Here is a 17,833-nt window from a genome sequence, read left to right as displayed (position 1 = left end):
GCGCTCAGCGACTTGCATGGGTAACCCACGGCACTTGGTCAAGGAGACGAATCTCTTTTTCGCCACGGACACCGTGCTGGGCATGTTGCCTGAATCGCTGGCCGGTGTCCTGACCGGGCGCCCATCGGGATCGCTTCCTCGTTCGCCCGAGGTCGGCTCTGGGACCGATGATGCTACGGCGACCGCTACGGCAGTGCATTCAATCTGCCGATCCAACAAAGTACCGAGCAGTTGGAGCTCGGCGACCGGCTGCTGTTCACCGACGGCATCACCGAAGCCCGCGCGTTCAGCGTGGAGCCCTTCATCGACTTCATCATCCGACACCACACCGACAACCTCCCCGTGGACGAGACGCTGCGCTGTCTCAAGGACGCCGTCATGGACTACCACCAGGGACGACTGGAGGACGACGCCACCGTCCATGTCTGCGAATGGCACGGCCCGCGCGCCTTTGATGGGGCTCCTTGAAAATCCCCACCACCCACTCGGGGTGAGCCAAGACCTGCTCGATGGATCTCCCCACTCACGACGGTTAGAGCGGGGCCGCCGCATCACCGTGACCAATAGGCGCGAGTTCAGGGGGCGAGCAGCGGACCGAAAGTCTGCTGTGCGATCTCCTCGGCCTGCGCCTGGGTGACTACACGGCCGGGGATACCCGGGTGACCGTTGATCCAGGTTTGGGCGGAGGCGGTGGAGGTGAAGAAGTTCAGCGCGTCGCAGCATGCGGTAGCCGCGGGCCCGCCGCCTGGTCGCTGACCGACGAACACCACCGCGTCTTCCGGCTCCCAGGTGGCCGCCTCGCCCCGGGTCGTGATGGTGACCTGCTCGCCATTCACCGGGTCCGAGGAAGTGATCACCGCATCCGCTTCCAGCATGGGGGGAATTCCGAGTGCGTCGATCGCGCACATGGACCACACTTTTACACCGCCATCGATCTGTACGCGGTGGCGGGTCGGTACGGCGCAGAAGGGGTACGCCGCGTGGATCTGCCCGGCCTCGTCCAGGGTCAGGAAGTCCTCGGCGGCCAACTCGGCCAGCAGCTCTCTGGCCGTCCGGCCCGCCTGTTCGGCTACCGGCTCCAGCACCTCGGGACCGGGGGCCGTCCCGGTTTCGGCGAAGTACCGCAGCACCGCCTGGTGCACCGCCCGCAGGCCCTGCTCGGCGGGTGCACGGCGTCCCCGCCCGGCCCGCCCGACCGCATCGAGAGCGTCTCTCTCACAGCAGTCCACCGGTGCGGCAGCGCTCACCTGGCTGGCACCGGTGAGGGCCTCGCGCAGCGCGGCCACGCTGGGGGCGCCGGTAACTTCGCCGCCGGCGTCCCGGTACAGGCGGCACGACACGCTCGGCACCGCCCCGGCTGACGCGAAGGGGTCCACGCCGTCTAGAAGGATTGTCGGCGAGCCGTTCATCCCTCGCGTGGCGGCCTGGTCCGGGTCGTGGATCTCGACCAGTTCCGTCTGCGCCGCCCGCCCCGCCAGGGCCACGGTGATCCGCTCCAAGGCCAGTGGGGCGTTCGGGCACTCCGGAACCGTCAGCACCGTGATCCGCATCCTGCTCACCCTCCCAGCTCATCATCCTGCCCCGATGCTAGACCTTCCAGCGCACTGGAAGGTCAAGCAGTAACGTGGAGGCATGCGCATCGGCGAGCTCGCGGCGGCCAGCGGGCTGACCACCAAGACCATCCGCTTCTACGAGCAGACCGGCCTGATGCCCGGCCCGCCCCGCACCCCGAGCGGCTACCGCGACTACCCCGAGCAGGCGAAAGCCCGGCTCGACTTCATCCGCGACGCCCAGGGGGCCGGCCTCAGCCTCGCCGAAATCCGGTCCGTCCTCGCCCTGCGTGACGGAGGCCAGGCCCCTTGCGCACACGTCACCGCGCTTATCGACCAGCACCTCGCCGACATCGAATGCCGCTTGGCCGAACTGACCGTCACCCGCGAGGCACTGCGCGGGCTCGCCCGGCGTGCCGCCGCTACCGACCCCGCCGCCTGCACCGAGGACGAGATCTGCACCATCCTCGCCCCAGCCGACGACCCGAAGGTCGATCGTTGAAACTCCCCACTTCGTTGAACCCCCGGAGCGAGTGAGGCGAGGAGCATCCCTTGCCGTTTCCAAGGATTCCCATCGCCTTGACAGGGCGATACGCAGAAGGGCGGGTTGCCCGTCTGGCCGGGGAGCCCTGGGGCCGTCAGCCGAGGGCCTGGAGCAGTTCGTTGCACGCTTGTTCGCAGGAGTGACAGGTTTCGGCGCACAGGCGGCAGTGTTCGTGCATGCTGGCGTGTGAGGAGCATTCGTCGGCGCAGGCTCTGCACGCGGTGGCGCAGGCGGTGAGCATGGCGCGGGTGACGTTGGCGTCGTAGCCGGTGTGCCGGGAAAGTACGGACGCGGTGGCGTTGCAGATGTCGGCGCAGTCCATGTCGGTGCGGATGCACTTGGTGAGATCGCCGACCATGCCCTCCGATAGGCAGGCGTCCGCGCACGCGGTACACGCTTGGGCGCAGGCGATGCATTCTTCGATGCAACGGGTGAGCTTCTTGCGGTCGACGTCGCCCAGGTCGGCCGGGTATGTGGCGAGCATGTCCTTCACGGTGGTGGACATAAGGATGCCTCTGTCTCTCCGTGGGACCGGCGGATCCGGTTGGTCGCCTCGCGAGTCCCCGGTATACCTCCAGCTAACTCCCATCAGCGCGAACGCGCCCGGCGCATGTGAGGTGCACCGGGCGCGTTGCGGGTAAGAGGTCAGTGGTAGGCGTGGACGACGGCGTGGCCCTTGCCGCGCCCGATCATCCACTTGTTCACCGGCGTCGTGATCAGGAACGCGACGACGAATCCGCCCAGGAGCGCCGACCAGAACAGCCCGTCCGACAGGTGGGCCTCCATCGCGCCGGGGGTCAGGGCGATGATGCCGTTGTCGACCAGCTCCATCACGGCGATCGAGACGGTGTCGGCGGCCAGTGCCACCTTGACTGCGCTCTTGAGGTCCAGGCCCGCCCGGAGAACCGCGAACAGCGTGAACGAGTAGCCGAAAAGGAACGCCAGCGAGATTGCCAGGACCATGGTCTCCACGTTGCCCCACAGCAGCGCGGTGCCGATCACCATGCCGAGGATCTCGCCGATGGCGCAGCCGGTCAGGCAGTGCAGGGTGGCCTTCGCGGCCATCGGCCAAGACGCGCCCTGCGCGTACTTTCCGTGGTGATCGGCGTGCGCGTGGTGGCCCTCGTGGGTGGCCGGGTCGTGTCCGGTGCCGGTTCGGTGAGTGCTGTGGTCCATGACCTTCATCCCCATTCCCGTCCAGTGTGGTCCGTTCGCCGGGCTCCACATATCAACCGTATACCCCCTAGGGGTATTCCTCTAGTGGTCTTCTGCCGCCTGTGTCGACTGGTGGAGGATCTTCCAGGTGCGCCCGGCGTCGCTGGAGTGATAGATGGTGTCGGTGCTGTCGGCGGCCAGCAGCCGCTGCGTGGTCACTGCGGTCAACACGGTGGGAACACCACCGCCGGGAAGGCGGCCGTGCTCGGTCCAGTTGCGACCGCCTTGACTGCTGAGCACGCGGCCGTCCGCCGCGAGGGCGACGAGCATGCCGGGCCCGGTTGCGTCGACGGCGATGAGGGCGGGGGCACCGGGAACGGCGTCGAAGGTGCGCCCGCCGTCTGTGCTGCGCTCAAGGCCCTTTCCCGTGGCGGCCCACACCGTCTCGGGGGTTTTTCTGTAGGCGGCGAGGTCGAGAAGCGGCTGTTTGGCGCGCTTGTTCCAGGTGCGGCCGTGGTCGGCGCTGGCCCACAGTCGACCGCTCTGGCTGTCGAATCCGTAGAGGGACGCGCCGGCCTGTTGGAGGGCGTGGAAGTCTGCCTCACCTTCGGCGGAGAGGGTCTTCCAGGTGCGGCCAGCATCGGTGCTGCGGATCAGGCCCAGGTGGGGCGAGCGGGCATCCGGGTCGGTCGGGGAGGGGTGGCCGCTGGCCAGAAAGGTGGACGGACCGGTGACGGTGAAGCCCATGGTGTCCTGGTAGCGGTCGGCCGCCCGAACCGCCTCGCCGTCGCTGAGGCGGAAGACTCCGAGATGGCCCGCGGCATAGACGGTGCCGTCGGCCGGGTCGACGCCGAGGCCGTGCAGATGCCCGGTCCCAGGATCGGCGGCCGGAGTGCCGGCGTCCGTTTCGGGGCCGGTGCAGGCGGCGAGCAGCAGGGAGGCTGCGGCCAGAAGCGCGGCGCGCCCGCGGCGCCGGGGTATGTGTACGGAGGCGATCACGTGCGATCCAAGCTGTTGAGGGGAAGCCGAAGGCGGATGGGGCTGCACGGGCAAGGGCGGACGTCGGTGGGCGCCCGCCCCTGCCGAGGTGCGGTCAGTTCTTGCCGAGCAGCTCGTTCATCTGGGTGATCTCGGCTGTCTGGGACGTGATGATCGCGTCTGCCATCTTCTTGGCCGGCTCGTAGGAACCGTCGGCCTTCTCGGTCTCGGCCATCGATACGGCACCTTCGTGGTGCTTGATCATCATCTCCATGAAGGCGGTGTCGAACGCCTTGCCCGAGGAGTCCTTGAGCTTGTCCATGTCCTCGGCCGTCATCATGCCGCTCATGCCGTGCTCGGAGTGGTCCATGGCACCTTCCGCGGGCACCTCCTCGCCCCACGAAGTCAGCCAGCCGGACAGCGTCTTGATCTCCGGGTCCTGGGCCTTCTTGATCTGCTCGGCGAGCGCCTTCACCTCAGCCGACCCGGCCCGGGACGGCGCGAGGTCGGCCATCTCGACCGCTTGGCGGTGGTGGGGGATCATCCCCTTGGCGAAGGCTACGTCGGCCGCGTTCTGCTGGCCCTGTGAGGCCGACGCCGAGGCAGACGGGGACTCCTTGCTGTGCCCGTCGTGTCCGGCCGAGCTGTCACCGTTCCCACCGCAGGCGGCGAGGACGAGGGCGGCGGCTGCCGAAGCGGCCACAGCGGCGGTACGACGGACGAGGGATCGCTTGCTGGTCATGGTGCAACTCCTTGTGCGCGCGGCTGTTGCGCGGCGGCGCGCGAGGGATCTGGGATGAGGGCGTACGAAGGCGCGGCACCGGTCCCGGGAACATCCGGGCATCGGGGTGCCGTGCGGGCCGCTCTATATCCGCAGGAGTTGCAGCTCGGACAGGTCGGGAGGCGCTCGGCAGCCTTCGGCGAGCCGCGCCGTGCCCGCCACCGGAGTGCAAGCGGCAGGCGTGTCCATGAGGGCGCTGGTCAGTGCGGGCGGCGCGTACGCGGAGCCGATTCCGGCCGCCGCGCATGTCCCGTCCGCGTGGTCGAGATGGTCGTTGCCGCCGTCTGTGTGGGAGCACCCACTGCTCAGGTGCGGTGCGTCGGCCACTTGAGCCATCGCCATCTCGTGCGTGGCATCCGATCGGCCTGCCGGTGCCCCTCCGGGGCCCAGGGCATGCATGCCGAGCAGGCCGGTCAGCACGGCCAGCATGAGCAGCACGAACAGCCGCCCGGTGGGGCGGCGGCTGGATCCTGTGCTGCCGGTCATGCGCCCATCCTATGAGCAGCTGCCCACGAACCGCTTACTGGCCGGCCGGATGCTACGGCAAGAGCCGGGGCGAGGGCGTGACGGGCGGCTGGACTCTGCCTGGGCGGCGCGACGCCGCTCGCACCGCGAGCTGCTCACACCGCCCTTCACCAGGACGCGACCAGGCGGGTCAGGGTGCGGTGTTCGCTGACTCGTCGGCGGTGCTTGACCGTTCTGCGGGATGCGCCGCCGTCGAGAGACGCTCTCAGTCGGCTGACCTCTCGCGGAGATGGTCATTGCTGCCCGTCTGTGGTCCGCAACGCCGCCAGGACGGTTGCCGTCAGAACGTCGGGGGCCGCCGCGCTGGTGAGCCGCCCCGCCTGGACTTCGCCCGCAGCGGCGTGCATCAGCTGATAGACGACGGTGACCAGCCAGTCCGCCGACAGGTCCCTGCGGATCGCGTCTTCTTGCTGACCGCGCAGGATCAGGTCGCGCACGGGGCGGAGGATGCGGTCGTGTCGGCCGCGAATGACATCCGGGGGTAGAGCCGCCGCGGCGGCTGCGAAAGCGGAGAAGTTCCGGTCGAGCACCTGCCAGGACGAGCGCATCAGCCGCGCCAGTGCCTCATCGGCGAGCCCGACGTCACCCGCTTCGGCGTCGAAAGCGTGAACGGCTTGCGCGACGGAGCGCTCCAGTGCTGCCTCGAGGAGGCTCTCGCGTGTGGGGAAGTGGGAGTAGAGCGTCACCCGGCTCACCCCCGCCGCTCGTGCGACGGCCGCCATGCTCGACTGCGGGTCCACCAGCAGGCACTCCACCCCCGCGTCGATGATCGCTGTCGCATTGCGCTCTGCGTCCGCCCTCCGACGGGGGGAACTCTCGTCCGCCATCGGCACCTCCGTTGAAGTAGTCGTCGGCGCCAAACTTTACAGTGCTGTTCACATTCGGTCGAGCGGCGCGTACCTTATCCCTGACAGAAGTGTAAAGTTTAGGGAGATCCTCCGTGGACCCACGGCACACCACATCGGCGTCACAGCACGTGCACCACCCACACGAGGGGCCGCCGTCGCCTGTTCACCGGCATCGCTGGTGGGTGCTCGCTCTGCTCTGCCTCGCACAGTTCATGCTGATCGCTGACGTGACGGTGGTGAACGTTGCCCTGCCCACGATCGGTGCCGAACTCTCCCTCTCCGGCTCCGCGCTGACGTGGATCGTCACCGCGTACACGCTGTTCTTCGGCAGCCTCCTGCTCCTGGGCGGACGCCTCGCGGACACCCTGGGCAAACTCCGCATGTACCTCGTCGGACTGTCCCTCTTCACCGCCGCCTCCCTCGCTTCGGGCCTTGCCGCGAGCGGTCCTGCACTCATCACCGCACGATCCGTCCAGGGCGTCGGGGCGGCCCTCCTTTCCCCGGCCGCGATGGCGCTGGTCACCGTCCTGTTCGACGGCCCCGCCCGGCACAAAGCCCTCGGTCTCTGGGCGGCGATCGGCGGCGCGGGCGCCGCCGCGGGCGTGCTGCTCGGCGGGGTACTGGTGTCCGGACCCGGCTGGGCGTGGATCTTCTTCATCAACATCCCCGTGGGCCTGTTCGCCCTCGTCGCGGTACCGGCGCTGCTCGGTGGGACGCACCGCGCGGCAACTCCGGCCCCTTCCCGTAAGCGCCTTGACCCGCTGGGTGCTCTGACCCTGACCACGGCCCCCGCTCTCCTGATCTACGGCCTCGTGGAGTCTCGCGACCGAGGCTTCGACACCGCCCACGTCTGGCTACCCCTGGTTGGCGCGGCTGTCTTCACCGTCGCCTTCTTTGCCGTGGAACGCCGCGTCGCGGTGCCGCTCGTACGCCTGGAAGTTCTCGCCCGGCGCAGCCTGCTCGCCGGCGCGCTGGTGATGCTGGCCGCAAGCGGCCTGCTCATCTCCGCCTTCTTCCTCAACTCCTTCTACGTCCAGCACATCCTCGGCGAGAACGCCCTCACCACCGGACTGGCCTTCCTCCCCGTCGCCGTCGCCGTCACCCTGGGCGCCCACCTCGGCGGAACAACGGTCGGCCGCATCGGCTGGCGCCTCACCGCAGTGGCGGGATTCGCCCTGACAGCGCTGGGCGCACTCCTCCTCGCCGGCCTCACGGCCGACAGCGGACTGTGGACGGGCCTCACCCCGGGCTTCTCTCTCATGTCCTTCGGCCTCGGCACCACCTTCGTCTGCGCCACCACCGCCGCCATGAACGGCCTCGGCCACCAGGACACCGGTCTGGCGTCCGGCCTTGTCACCACCGCACACGAACTCGGCGCCGCCCTTGGAGTCGCCGTCATCGCGATGGTCGCGGGGGCGAGCCTGGAAGGGGCGGGCGACCTGAGCGGCTACGCAGCCGCCTTCACGACATCCGCCGTCATCGCCGTGGCTGCGGGGATCTCCGGCTGGTTCCTTCTTCCCGCCGGTCGGCCGGACCTCTCGCAGGGCCGCGTTATGGCGCACTAAACCAGCACTAAACCGTCGATCGTCGCTGCACAGCGGGTCGGCGCATGATCAGCATTCGCCGGTGGGCTGCACCGAACGCGGCCGACCAGGTGGCGGCGGGCGCGCGAACCCCTCTGGGCGGAAGATCGGGCCTCGCCCTCGCGGAGGACCCGTCCTTTCGATGCGACCTGCGCGGTATACGCATCCCGTCCGTGAGCCTCCGCTGCGTCGCCGAAGCGGTCAAGATCCATGAGGTGGACCTATCCACCCGGCGTCTGGGGGTCAGTTGCAGCAGGTTGGGTCGTCTGGCCGGAGCGCCGACCATCGGTCGGAGGCTCGGCTCGCGCGTACCACCAGTCACTGGTCCGAGCGTCACCCCCACGAGTCCGCACCCTGGATGGATGTCCCATCGGGTCAGCCGGTGAAGTGCCACTTGCGCCCAACGGGAGGGGGGTACGCAGGTCATGGCCTGTTCGAGCAGCTCGGCTGGGGCGCGTAGGCGGCGAGAGTGATCTGTGCGATGAACTCCGGGGCCTGTTCCGCGGTCATGGCGCCGCTCCTGACGTCCGCGGCCGTGCCCTTGAGGACGTGGTGGAGGGCGCTGGCCAGCCAGGCGGCGGGAAGGTCGTCACGGAACGCGCCCTGTGCCTGCCCTCGCACGATGAGTTCGCGCACACGCTGTTCGGGTCCGGCGTGCAGTTCATGGATGCGTCCGGGAGGCAGGACCTTCTGAGCGGCCTCCAGCATCGCACCGGACTGCGCGATGAGCAGCCAGCTGGAGTCGATGAGCTCGCGCAACGACTGGGCCGGCTCGCCCGTCAGGTCCAGCCCGGACAGGACCTCTTCGCCGCGTTCCAGCAGATGTGCCAGGGCGGCTTCGACGAGACCCTCCCGGGAGGGGAAGTGGCCGTAGAGGGTGACTCGGCCGACGCCCGCGGCCTGCGCGATCTGTACGACGCTCGCGTCGTGGTTGCGGCTGAGGCAGTCGATGGCCGCGTCCAAGATCTTCTCGACGCTGTGCTGCGCGTCGGCGCGACGCGCTCCTGGCCGTGTCGAGCGAGGCATTTCACTCCATAAGTCGAACAGGCTTGTACGAGTTATAGTAGCGTCCATAACTCGTACAAGCCTGTTCGACTTACCTGCAAGGGGGCAGACCGTCGTGAGCGAAGCAGAGATCTCCACCAGTCCCACCCGCACACCGGATCCACGTCGGTGGAAGATTCTTGGCCTGGTCGGCGTCGCGCAGCTGATGCTCATCCTGGACGTCACGGTCGTGGCCATCGCGTTGCCGCACCTGGGAGCGGACCTCGGTCTGGAGCGCGAGGCGCTGACCTGGGTCGTGAGCGGGTACACCCTGGCCTTCGGAGGTCTTCTCCTGCTGGGGGGCCGGGCTGCGGACCTGTTCGGCGCGCGGCGCCTCGTCCTTCTCGGCCTCGTACTGTTCGCCGGCGCCTCCCTGCTGGCGGGTCTTGCGGAATCGGGAGGCATGCTGCTCGCCGGCCGGGTGATCCAGGGCCTCTCCGCGGCCATGCTGTCCCCGGCGGCCCTGTCGTTGGTCGTGACGCTCTTCGAGGGCGAGGAGCGCAACAAGGCCCTGGGGATCTGGTCGTCCCTCGGTGGCAGCGGCGCCGCCCTGGGCGTGCTGCTGGGTGGCCTGCTGACCGCGGGGCCAGGCTGGCCGTGGGTGTTCTTCGTCAACGTCCCCGTGGGCTTGGCGCTGGTCGTCGCACTGAGGGCCTACCTGCCGCCACAGCGGCGTGCCACCTCGGGGCGCCTGGATGCCGTGGGCGCGATCCTGGTCACCGCTGCCACCGGCACCCTGACCTATGCGCTGATACGCGCCGGCGACAAGGGGTGGATCACCATGGCGACGGCGGGTCTGGTGGTTGCGGCTCTGCTGCTGTACTGGGCCTTCGCGGCCTGGCAGCGGCGGACGGCGACGCCTCTGATGGACATCCGCCTTCTGACGCGTCGGCCGGTGGCCACGGGCACGCTGCTGATCCTGGTGGCCACAGCTCTGATGATCATGGTGTTCTTCCTCGGCACCTTCTACCTCCAGGACCACCGCGGACACGGGCCGCTGGCAACCGGCCTGTTCTTCCTGCCCGTGGCACTGGCAACCATGATCGGCGCGAACGCCGCCGGCCGCGTCATCGGGCGGACCGGATCCAGGACGCTGGGAGTGGCGGGCCTGCTGGTCGCCGCCGCCGGGATGACTGCTCCCGCCCTGTGGGAGAACACGGCAGCCACGGTTGCGGGTATCGCGGTGGCTGCCGCGGGCACGGGAGTGCTCTTCGTGGTCGCCTCCGCCACTGCGCTGGGCCAGATCGAACCGCACGAAGCGGGCCTTGCTTCGGGCATTCTCAGCACGTTCCACGAGTTTGGCGCATCGCTGGGAGCTGCTGTGGTCTCAAGCATGGCCGCAGCCGGTATCGCCGGAGGTGACGCAGCTGCTTTCGCCCCCGGGTTCGCCGCGGGCGCGGTCGTCGCTGCCGTAGCCGCGCTCCTGACCTTCTTCCTGACCCCGAAGAAGCCTTCCCCGTGACCAGGCACGGCGCTTGAACCGACGGCAACCACGCCCCTGCGGGTCCCTAGGAGAGCCCGCCCGGGCACTCGCTTTCCGCCCCTGCGCGAGCTCTTGCTCCGTCTGCGCCACCCCTCGGTGACCGGTCAGTCCGCAGGCCGGCGGGAGGTCGATAAGGACGCAGGTACGAGTCGGCACTGCGGATCGCCTGGTGATCAGCTCCGACCAAGGCCGTACCTTCTGCCTGCTTGCCGAGCGCCGGAGGCGCATGCGGCCGAACGACCGGTCGCTGACATCCTGGTGGCCCTCGTATCGGGCAAAGAGACATAGCTGAACAGCTGTTGACGGGCGGGCCTGGGCACCCGGGGCCGCCTGCCGCTCCCCGGAGTGGGCGGTGAGGCCCGGCTCCGTTGCACGACTAGCAGACCGTTCGGTACTCCAAGGCAGTCGTGAGCGCGCCGATGGGTGGCGCCCCAGGCCGGGTGTGACGCACGTCCTATTTTTGCGCTCGTCTCGGACCCCTCACGGAAGCCGTCGTCTGCTCATCACCTGTGCTGTTGCCGATACGCGTGTCCGGACAGGACCGTCTGTTCGGGCTCTGTTCGAGGCCGGGGCGGCGAATGGACGGCAGCATGAGCGACTAGGATCACGGCATGGTCACGGCTTGGTCGTCTCCCCGTGTGGCACGGGCCCGCTCGTCAGCGGGTCCGCTGCGCATGCTGTGGGTGGCCGTCACGCTGTTCACCTTCGTATACGCGCACGGGGTGAGCCAGGAAGCGGTCAGCGCTCACCTGGACGCTAGCGTGACTGCGTCCGCTGTGGACGTGGGCCACGGCCTCGCTGTCGAGGACGGGCCGGCTGATCACCATGGTGGTGAGCATGACGGCTCGTCTCATACGGCTGCGGAGTGCGTACCCGGTCAGCCGCAGCAGGCACCGACTCTGGATGTCCCGAGCCTCTGCGCCCTGGTCGTGGCAGACGCTCCTGCACTGCCGCGACCTACTCCGATCGCCTTCGGTGACGTCGCGGCAGCCAAGCAGTTGCCGAGCACGTCGATAAGAGCCACAGTCCTGCAGATCTAGCACCGGCGACCTTCCCCGGCCTTCCACGCCTTCCCGTGTGACATGACTTCGGGCAGCCCTCTGCGGCTGTGGGCGCGATGAGGCCGGTCGTCGCTGTCTCTCTCCTTGCTCCGACGCGCCGCGTTGTGTCGCGAGGCAGGTTCCTGCGACGTCGCCCCTGCCATGGAACGTCCCGCCCGCCGCTGCGCTGCCCTTGGGGCGCGCGACGGCCGCCTGCGGAGGAACTGTGCCGTCCCCCACCCGTATTCGCCGACGTCCCGTGATCGCACCGGTACAGCAACGGCTCATGGCCCTGCTCCTGAGCGGCTTGCTCCTGAGCATCCTCGGCTGTGCGCTACCGCTCCACGAGCCCAGCGATGCTCACGGCGTGCCCCGCGCGGTCTCGGCTGCCCAGCAGGGCGTTGAGCAACTGCCGCACGCTGCCGCACCCGCTGACTCGTCCTGCTCGCCGGCCGGCGCGGACACCGCTGTGGTCGCCGGCCAGCAGACGCGTACGCCGACGTCCGCCGCCACCGCCCCCGAAGCGACAACGGGGTGCTCGCCGTCAGCTGACGCCGGCGTTCGGCAGGCACAGGTGGCGGTGCCAGGAGCTGGCTCAGGCCGAGAAACCTTGTGTTCGCTCTGCCGGTGGCGGAGGTAGGCCGCCTCTTCCCGCCGCAGCATGCCGCGGCCGTCGCTCCGCCCGTGGGACCGGATCACCGGTTCGGGGCCGGGCGGCGTGCGAGAGACCAGTACCCGACGCGCCATTCACCGAATGATGAGGGCCGACTGATGCACTCTCCGAACGTCACCCATCCCCCCAAGCCCGGCCACGCCGCCCTGTCCGGCCTGGTCGGCAACACGCCGCTCCTGCACGTCAGCGAGCCCTTCGCTCCGGTCGGACGGGGGTTCTGGGCGAAGCTGGAAGGCTTCAACCCCGGCGGCATAAAGGACCGCCCCGGTCTGTACATGGTCGAACGCGCCCGAGCCCGTGGCGATCTGAAGCCCGGAGCGCGGATCATCGAGTCCACCAGTGGCACCCTCGGCCTCGGCCTGGCCCTGGCGGGCATGGTCCACGGCCACCCGGTCACCCTGGTCACCGACCCGGGCCTGGAGATGTCCATGACCCGGCTGCTCACCGCTTACGGCGCCCAGGTCAACGTTGTCTCCGAGCCCCACCCCACCGGCGGCTGGCAACAGGCCCGCCGCGACCGCGTCACCCAACTCATGAAGCAGTACCCGGATTCCTGGTGCCCGGACCAGTACAACAACCCCGACAACACCACGGCCTACACGCCGCTCGCGCTGGAACTGGCTACCGAGCTCGCTCACATCGACGTTCTGGTGTGCAGTGTCGGTACCGGCGGCCACTCTGCAGGCGTCTCCCGGGTGCTGCGGCAGCTCTACCCGGATCTGAAAGTCGTGGGCGTGGACACCGTCGGCTCCACGATCTTCGGCCAGCCCGCCCGGCCACGGCTGATGCGCGGGCTCGGATCCAGCATCTACCCGCGCAACGTCGCCTACGACAGTTTTTCCGAAGTGCACTGGGTCGCCCCGGCCGAAGCGGTGTGGTCCTGCCGTCAGCTGGCTGCCTCGCACTACGCGACCGGCGGATGGAGCGTCGGCGCGGTCGCCCTGGTCGCCGGATGGCTCGCCCGCGAGATGCCCGAGGACACCCGGATCGCGGCGATCTTCCCCGACGGGCCTCAGCGCTACCTCGGCACCGTCTACGACGACGACTACTGCGCGGCCCATGGTCTGCTCGACAGCCCGCCTGCTGCCGAGCCCGACGTGATCGGCCGCCTGGACGAGAAGGAAGTCACCCGATGGGCCCGGTGTACGAGCGTGGTCGACCCGCTCACCCTCAGCAGCGACGACGTGCGTGACCGGACCGGTGCAGGGGAGGCGCGGTGAAGAGCACCCTCGCGCAGGTCCGCACCTACGAGCGCAGTGTCCAGCTGTTGATGGTCAACCAGTTCACCATCAACCTCGGCTTCTACATGCTCATGCCGTACCTCGCCACCCACCTGGCCGGGCCCCTCGGGCTGGCCGGGTGGCTCGTCGGTCTGATCCTCGGTGTCCGCAACTTCAGCCAGCAGGGCATGTTCCTGGTCGGCGGGACCCTGGCCGACCGGTTCGGGTACAAGCCGATGATCATCGCCGGTATGGTGCTGCGCATCGTCGGCTTCGCGACCCTAGGGCTCGTGGAGTCGGTCCCCGCGCTGATCGCCGCCTCCGCCGCCACCGGTCTGGCTGGTGCGCTGTTCAACCCGGCCACCCGCGCCTACCTGGCGGCGGACGCGGGGGAACGGCGAGTGGAGGCGTTCGCGCTGTTCAACGTCTTCTACCAGGCCGGAATCCTCCTCGGCCCGCTGGTGGGAATGGCGCTGACCGGCATCGACTTCCGCGTCACCTGTCTCACAGCCGCCGGGATTTTCGCGGTCCTGAGCATCGTGCAGATCCGGGCTCTGCCCGCGCGCAGGGCCGACGACACGAAGTCCGGGGCGGACAGCCGCCGGGGTGTCCTGGTGCAGTGGCGCGGCATCCTGGCCAACCGGCCGTTCCTGCTGTTCTCGCTCGCCATGGTCGGCTCGTACGTCATGACCTTCCAGGTCTATCTCGCGCTGCCGCTGGAGGTGCGACGTCTGGGCGGCGAGGGCCAGTTCGGCACGGCTGCGGTGGCGGTGCTGTTCGCCGTGTCCGGGCTCAGCACCATCCTGGGCCAGACGCGGGTGACTGCCTGGTGCAAGGCCCGTATGGAGCCCGGCCGCGCACTCGTGTGGGGCCTGCTGGCCATGGGGCTGGCGTTCGTACCGCTGCTGCTGGCCACGGCTGTGCCGGTTCCGGACGGCGGGCTTGGCCTGTGGCTGCTTGCCGCGGTGCCACCCGCGCTGTCCGCACTGCTGCTCGCCCTGGGCACGATGATCGCCTACCCGTTCGAGATGGACACCATCGTCCGTCTCTCCGGCAACCGCCTCGTCGCCACCCACTACGGCCTGTACAACACCATCTGCGGTATCGGCATCACCGTCGGGAACCTCCTTACCGGAGCCGCCCTTGACGCTGCCCGCAACGCCGGGATGTCCGCGCTGCCGTGGATCGTCCTGTCCCTGCTGGGCCTCGGCTGCGCAGCAGCGCTGTACGGACTCGACCGCACCGGCCGCCTCGCAACGCCAAAGTCCGCATCCGAGTCCGTACCTGCAACCGCCTGACCCGAACGGTCGTGGCAAGTGCGGGGGAGGCCGGGTGCCACCCGACCTCCCCCGCACCGGGTCGACCCCCCACCTCGGGGGCACTGATGTGCCCCCTGCCCAGCCGGTTACTGCGAACCCTGGGCGCCGCAGCGCCGAGCGGTAGCGAAATCCCGCCTTTTAGGCCGCCTGGGCGCCCACGCCTGGCCTCAACGACCCCACCTAACAAGGAGCAACTGGTGCCCACCTCCCAGCTCGCGGACCGCCCTGCCACGCTCGAAGGTCCCGCACAGAGACCCGGGCGAGCGGCCCTGCGCAAGGCCCGTTCACGGAAGAGCGCCCTGCTTGCGCGATACCTCGGCTACGTTGGCTACTTCGTCGGGGCCGGACTGATCAGCGGCGCCGTGGTCCACCACCCACTCGACCCCACCCGTTACACCCGCATCGCCGGGTACGGAGTCTTGGTCTTCCTCGCCGCCACAGTCCTCAACGAATTCGTCCTCGCCCGGCACAAGCCGGCCCTGCCGCGGATGCTCGTCGTCATAGGAGCCTCGCTGCTGCTGTCCTTCGGAATCGGCATGCTGAGCGGCGGTCTCCAGCACTTCGAGGACTTCCCCGCACGCGCGGCCGTCCTCATACCGGCCGGCATCGCACTGTCCTTCCTGGCATACGTGATCAAGGACGAAGGAACCTCTTGGCGCCGCGTCTTCGGCCTGGCCGGCCTCTCCGTCCTCATGGTGGTACTCATCAGCTTCTTCGGACTGCGCCAACTGGCGTCCGCGCTGTCCGAGCAGCCTGGCGCAGGTGGCCACAGCCACGGGGGCGGCACGGAACCTCAGTCCGAAGAGCAGCAGTCGCAGCCTGATCGGCCGGGCCCCGCCGGATCCCCGGAGGGGAGTGTCTCGCCGGCAGCAGGGGAAACCCCAGCGGAATCTGGAATCGATGACGGGCACAGCCACTGACGCGCTGGTGTTACGCGGCTGCTCTACGCGACGCGCGCTACTGGCAGGCCGTGGGCGTCTTGTGACCTCGCATGTCGTTTTGATGCTCAGTGCTGATGGCCGCCGACTTCGGTCTCGGCCGCCGGCTCGTCAAGCTGAGAGGTGTCGGCTGGCGCTCCGGCGTGGACGGTGAACGCCGCGGTGCGAACGGTGCCCTTGTGCTTGAAGTCGAGGAAGAGGCGATAGGCCGCAGGGCTGGGCGCAGTCGCGGTGAAGGAGACTTCCGGGCCGGACTCGGTGGTGCCGTCGCCGGGTTCGCCGTGGGGGTGGACGTGCAGGTAGGCGAGGTCACCGTCGCGCAGCGCCACAAGGTGCCCGTACGCGCCCAGATAGGGCTGGAGGTCGGTGACCGGGCGCCCGTCCTTGCTGACCCTGAGCGTGAGTTCTTCCGCTGTATCGGGACGGAGGTTGCCGTTCAGCGTCACGGAGTACCCGTCGACCGTGGCGGTGCGGGATGGCTTGGGCAGTTCTGCGGGCTTGTACGCCCCGGAGACGGCGAGGTCGGCCCCGAGTGTGAGGTTGGTGGCGTTCTTCGCCGTGGGGGTGAAGTCCGCGAAGACCCGGTAGTCGCCGGCGGCGGGGAGGTCGACGGGGGTGCTCCAGACGCCGTCCTTGGCCCTGGTGGGGTGCAGGTGCTGGTATGTGGCCAGGTCGCGTGAGGCGACGATGAGGTGGAGTTCCTTGTCGTGCTCTCGCTGGTAGGCGGTGACCTGTCGGCCGGACCTGTCGCGTATGGCGAAGCGCAGTTCACTTGTCTGTGCCGCCTGCACGCGAGGGGTTTTGAGATCGAGGGTGTATCCGGCCTCGGAAATCTGGAGCCCTCCCGCCGGTGGGGCCGTGTGGCCGCCGTCGCCGCTCCCGCTCTCCGGTGGGGCGTCCTTCGCATGCCCGGCATGGGTGGCGGGTTCGGTGCCACCCGCGATCGGGTCCACGGAGCCGCCGAGCCCGTACGCGGCGCCGAACGACGCTGCGAGTGCGGCGGTGAATGCGGTGATCTTCACTGCGGTGTTCATGGCTGCTCCCTCTGGGGTTCGTACCCGGCGGGCCTCTGGGTGGCCTCGCACTCACGAGCTTATACCCCTAGGGGGTATAAGCGACCGTCTCTCGTGGCGCTTGCCAGAAATACACCCTGGGGGTATACATGGAATCAGCACTGATACCCCCTAGGGGTATAAGGATCCGAGGAGGAACTCATGTCCTGCTGTACTCCTGATGGCACCTGCTCGACCAGCACCGGCGAGGCTGCGACCGCCGTCACGGACGCCACCGTCACCGTCTACCGCGTCTCAGGCATGACCTGCGGGCACTGCAAGACCGCCATCACGAAGGCGGTCGGCGAGCTGGACGAGGTCCTGGCCGTCGACGTGGACGTGACCGCCGGCCTGGTCACCGTCACCACCAAGAGCACGTCCGACGACGCAGCGATCGCGGCAGCGGTCGACGACGCCGGTTACGAGCTCTCCGGCCGCGCCTGACCCGCGCCACAGTCCACCGGCCGCCGGGGCCCTGTTCGCAGGCCGGGCCCCGGCCACCGCCCCGTAGTTCCGTCCGAACGAGGAGCAGGAAATGTCCACCACGACTCAGGGCACCGCCCAGGTCGAGCTCGCCATCGGCGGCATGACCTGCGCCTCGTGCGCGGCCCGTATCGAGAAGAAGCTCAACCGTATGGACGGGGTCGAGGCCACCGTCAACTACGCCACCGAGAAAGCCAAGGTCAGCTTCGCCGATGACATCTCGGTGCAGGACCTGATCGCCACCGTCGAAGCGACCGGTTACTCCGCCCAGGAGCCCGCCCTTCCGCGGGCCGAACAGGACGGAGCGACGGGCGGTCCGAGCGAGGACGAGCGCGCGGACATCGAGCTACGGCCCCTTCGCCAGCGGCTCGTCACCGCCGTTGTTCTCGCCGTACCCGTCATCGCGATGGCGATGATCCCGGCTCTGCAGATCGAGTACTGGCAGTGGCTCTCCCTCACCCTTGCCGCGCCCGTCGTCACCTACGCGGCCTGGCCCTTCCACCGCGCCGCGTTCACCAATGCCAAGCACGGCGCGGCCACCATGGACACGCTGATCTCGGTCGGTACGTCGGCCGCATTCCTGTGGTCGCTGTGGGCGCTGTTCTTCGGGACGGCCG

The 17,833-nt window shown here is 69.0% G+C and carries 18 protein-coding genes; 9 read left to right on the top strand and 9 right to left on the bottom strand.

From position 1 onward, the window contains the following. Positions 1–204 precede the first annotated feature (204 nt). Positions 205–468, top strand: a complete 264-nt coding sequence (locus tag JKV81_RS01885) for a SpoIIE family protein phosphatase (RefSeq protein WP_109879062.1) — start codon at positions 205–207, stop codon at positions 466–468. Between the two features lie 107 nt (positions 469–575). On the opposite strand, the gene JKV81_RS01880 is transcribed toward JKV81_RS01885, so the two are convergent. Further along, a complete protein-coding gene (locus JKV81_RS01880) occupies positions 576–1,550 on the bottom strand; it encodes an alkylmercury lyase family protein (RefSeq protein WP_107414842.1) in 975 nt (324 codons plus the stop codon). An 82-nt stretch (positions 1,551–1,632) separates the two neighbouring features. On the opposite strand from JKV81_RS01880, the gene JKV81_RS01875 reads away from it, so the two are divergent. Then, positions 1,633–2,052, top strand: a complete 420-nt coding sequence (locus tag JKV81_RS01875) for a heavy metal-responsive transcriptional regulator (RefSeq protein WP_107411328.1) — start codon at positions 1,633–1,635, stop codon at positions 2,050–2,052. A gap of 136 nt (positions 2,053–2,188) precedes the next feature. On the opposite strand, the gene JKV81_RS01870 is transcribed toward JKV81_RS01875, so the two are convergent. The 6 genes from JKV81_RS01870 to JKV81_RS01845 all read right to left on the bottom strand — a co-directional run bounded on the left by JKV81_RS01870 (position 2,189) and on the right by JKV81_RS01845 (position 6,360). Further along, positions 2,189–2,599, bottom strand: a complete 411-nt coding sequence (locus tag JKV81_RS01870) for a four-helix bundle copper-binding protein (RefSeq protein ID WP_107411327.1) — start codon at positions 2,597–2,599, stop codon at positions 2,189–2,191. A 140-nt stretch (positions 2,600–2,739) separates the two neighbouring features. Further along, positions 2,740–3,270, bottom strand: a complete 531-nt coding sequence (locus JKV81_RS01865) for a DUF4396 domain-containing protein (protein WP_107414841.1) — start codon at positions 3,268–3,270, stop codon at positions 2,740–2,742. A gap of 81 nt (positions 3,271–3,351) precedes the next feature. Next, entirely contained in the window at positions 3,352–4,248 is an 897-nt protein-coding gene (locus JKV81_RS01860) for a F510_1955 family glycosylhydrolase (protein WP_107411326.1), read from the bottom strand. Between the two features lie 94 nt (positions 4,249–4,342). Next, positions 4,343–4,969 (bottom strand): DUF305 domain-containing protein, encoded by a 627-nt coding sequence (locus JKV81_RS01855; RefSeq protein WP_055643673.1) that lies wholly within the window; start codon positions 4,967–4,969, stop codon positions 4,343–4,345. Positions 4,970–5,092: 123 nt separating this feature from the next. Continuing rightward, positions 5,093–5,494, bottom strand: coding sequence for a DUF6153 family protein (locus tag JKV81_RS01850; RefSeq protein WP_107411325.1), 402 nt, complete (start codon positions 5,492–5,494; stop codon positions 5,093–5,095). A 272-nt stretch (positions 5,495–5,766) separates the two neighbouring features. Next, positions 5,767–6,360 (bottom strand): TetR/AcrR family transcriptional regulator, encoded by a 594-nt coding sequence (locus tag JKV81_RS01845; RefSeq protein WP_055643675.1) that lies wholly within the window; start codon positions 6,358–6,360, stop codon positions 5,767–5,769. Between the two features lie 113 nt (positions 6,361–6,473). Between JKV81_RS01845 and JKV81_RS01840 the strand changes: the two genes are divergently transcribed. Beyond that, positions 6,474–7,946: an MFS transporter gene (locus JKV81_RS01840; protein ID WP_307820476.1), complete on the top strand. Its 1,473-nt coding sequence runs from the start codon at positions 6,474–6,476 to the stop codon at positions 7,944–7,946. A 441-nt stretch (positions 7,947–8,387) separates the two neighbouring features. Here JKV81_RS01840 and JKV81_RS01835 read toward each other — a convergent pair whose 3' ends face one another. Next, positions 8,388–8,990 (bottom strand): TetR/AcrR family transcriptional regulator, encoded by a 603-nt coding sequence (locus tag JKV81_RS01835; RefSeq protein WP_107411324.1) that lies wholly within the window; start codon positions 8,988–8,990, stop codon positions 8,388–8,390. Between the two features lie 94 nt (positions 8,991–9,084). On the opposite strand from JKV81_RS01835, the gene JKV81_RS01830 reads away from it, so the two are divergent. The 4 genes from JKV81_RS01830 to JKV81_RS01815 all read left to right on the top strand — a co-directional run bounded on the left by JKV81_RS01830 (position 9,085) and on the right by JKV81_RS01815 (position 15,663). Further along, a complete protein-coding gene (locus JKV81_RS01830) occupies positions 9,085–10,470 on the top strand; it encodes an MFS transporter (RefSeq protein WP_055643678.1) in 1,386 nt (461 codons plus the stop codon). 1,832 nt (positions 10,471–12,302) lie between these two features. After that, positions 12,303–13,424, top strand: a complete 1,122-nt coding sequence (locus tag JKV81_RS01825) for a PLP-dependent cysteine synthase family protein (RefSeq protein WP_055643680.1) — start codon at positions 12,303–12,305, stop codon at positions 13,422–13,424. After that, the gene (locus JKV81_RS01820) at positions 13,421–14,722 is read left to right on the top strand and encodes an MDR family MFS transporter (protein ID WP_107411322.1); all 1,302 of its coding nucleotides are present in this window, start codon (positions 13,421–13,423) and stop codon (positions 14,720–14,722) included. The genes JKV81_RS01825 and JKV81_RS01820 overlap by 4 nt, the downstream gene beginning before the upstream one ends. Positions 14,723–14,940: 218 nt before the next feature. After that, a complete protein-coding gene (locus tag JKV81_RS01815; protein ID WP_055643682.1) occupies positions 14,941–15,663 on the top strand; it encodes a hypothetical protein in 723 nt (240 codons plus the stop codon). An 86-nt stretch (positions 15,664–15,749) separates the two neighbouring features. Here the strand turns inward: JKV81_RS01815 and JKV81_RS01810 are convergent, their stop codons facing one another. Continuing rightward, a complete protein-coding gene (locus JKV81_RS01810; RefSeq protein ID WP_055643683.1) occupies positions 15,750–16,715 on the bottom strand; it encodes a DUF8832 domain-containing protein in 966 nt (321 codons plus the stop codon). A 180-nt stretch (positions 16,716–16,895) separates the two neighbouring features. Between JKV81_RS01810 and JKV81_RS01805 the strand changes: the two genes are divergently transcribed. Next, on the top strand, positions 16,896–17,177 hold the full coding sequence (locus JKV81_RS01805) for a heavy-metal-associated domain-containing protein (protein WP_055643684.1): 282 nt from the start codon (positions 16,896–16,898) through the stop codon (positions 17,175–17,177). Between the two features lie 91 nt (positions 17,178–17,268). Beyond that, positions 17,269–17,833 (top strand): cation transporter (locus JKV81_RS01800; protein ID WP_202074798.1); only part of this gene is annotated, 565 nt, incomplete at its 3' end.

The sequence above is a fragment of the Streptomyces silvae genome, assembly GCF_016745505.1.
Classification (GTDB): Bacteria; Actinomycetota; Actinomycetes; order Streptomycetales; family Streptomycetaceae; genus Streptomyces; species Streptomyces silvae.
The sequence above is the reverse complement of the archived record's forward strand: the minus strand, read 5'-3'. Positions and strand labels throughout refer to the sequence as shown.

What these genes read in the sequence shown, in the direction of transcription:
- JKV81_RS01805 (WP_055643684.1), top strand. Translation starts at nt 16,896, where the DNA reads ATGTCCTGCTGTACTCCTGATGGCACCTGCTCGACCAGCACCGGCGAG.
- JKV81_RS01810 (WP_055643683.1), bottom strand. Translation starts at nt 16,715, where the DNA reads ATGAACACCGCAGTGAAGATCACCGCATTCACCGCCGCACTCGCAGCG.
- JKV81_RS01880 (WP_107414842.1), bottom strand. Translation starts at nt 1,550, where the DNA reads ATGCGGATCACGGTGCTGACGGTTCCGGAGTGCCCGAACGCCCCACTG.
- JKV81_RS01850 (WP_107411325.1), bottom strand. Translation starts at nt 5,494, where the DNA reads ATGACCGGCAGCACAGGATCCAGCCGCCGCCCCACCGGGCGGCTGTTC.
- JKV81_RS01875 (WP_107411328.1), top strand. Translation starts at nt 1,633, where the DNA reads ATGCGCATCGGCGAGCTCGCGGCGGCCAGCGGGCTGACCACCAAGACC.
- JKV81_RS01870 (WP_107411327.1), bottom strand. Translation starts at nt 2,599, where the DNA reads ATGTCCACCACCGTGAAGGACATGCTCGCCACATACCCGGCCGACCTG.
- JKV81_RS01855 (WP_055643673.1), bottom strand. Translation starts at nt 4,969, where the DNA reads ATGACCAGCAAGCGATCCCTCGTCCGTCGTACCGCCGCTGTGGCCGCT.
- JKV81_RS01865 (WP_107414841.1), bottom strand. Translation starts at nt 3,270, where the DNA reads ATGGACCACAGCACTCACCGAACCGGCACCGGACACGACCCGGCCACC.
- JKV81_RS01825 (WP_055643680.1), top strand. Translation starts at nt 12,303, where the DNA reads ATGCACTCTCCGAACGTCACCCATCCCCCCAAGCCCGGCCACGCCGCC.
- JKV81_RS01845 (WP_055643675.1), bottom strand. Translation starts at nt 6,360, where the DNA reads ATGGCGGACGAGAGTTCCCCCCGTCGGAGGGCGGACGCAGAGCGCAAT.
- JKV81_RS01835 (WP_107411324.1), bottom strand. Translation starts at nt 8,990, where the DNA reads ATGCCTCGCTCGACACGGCCAGGAGCGCGTCGCGCCGACGCGCAGCAC.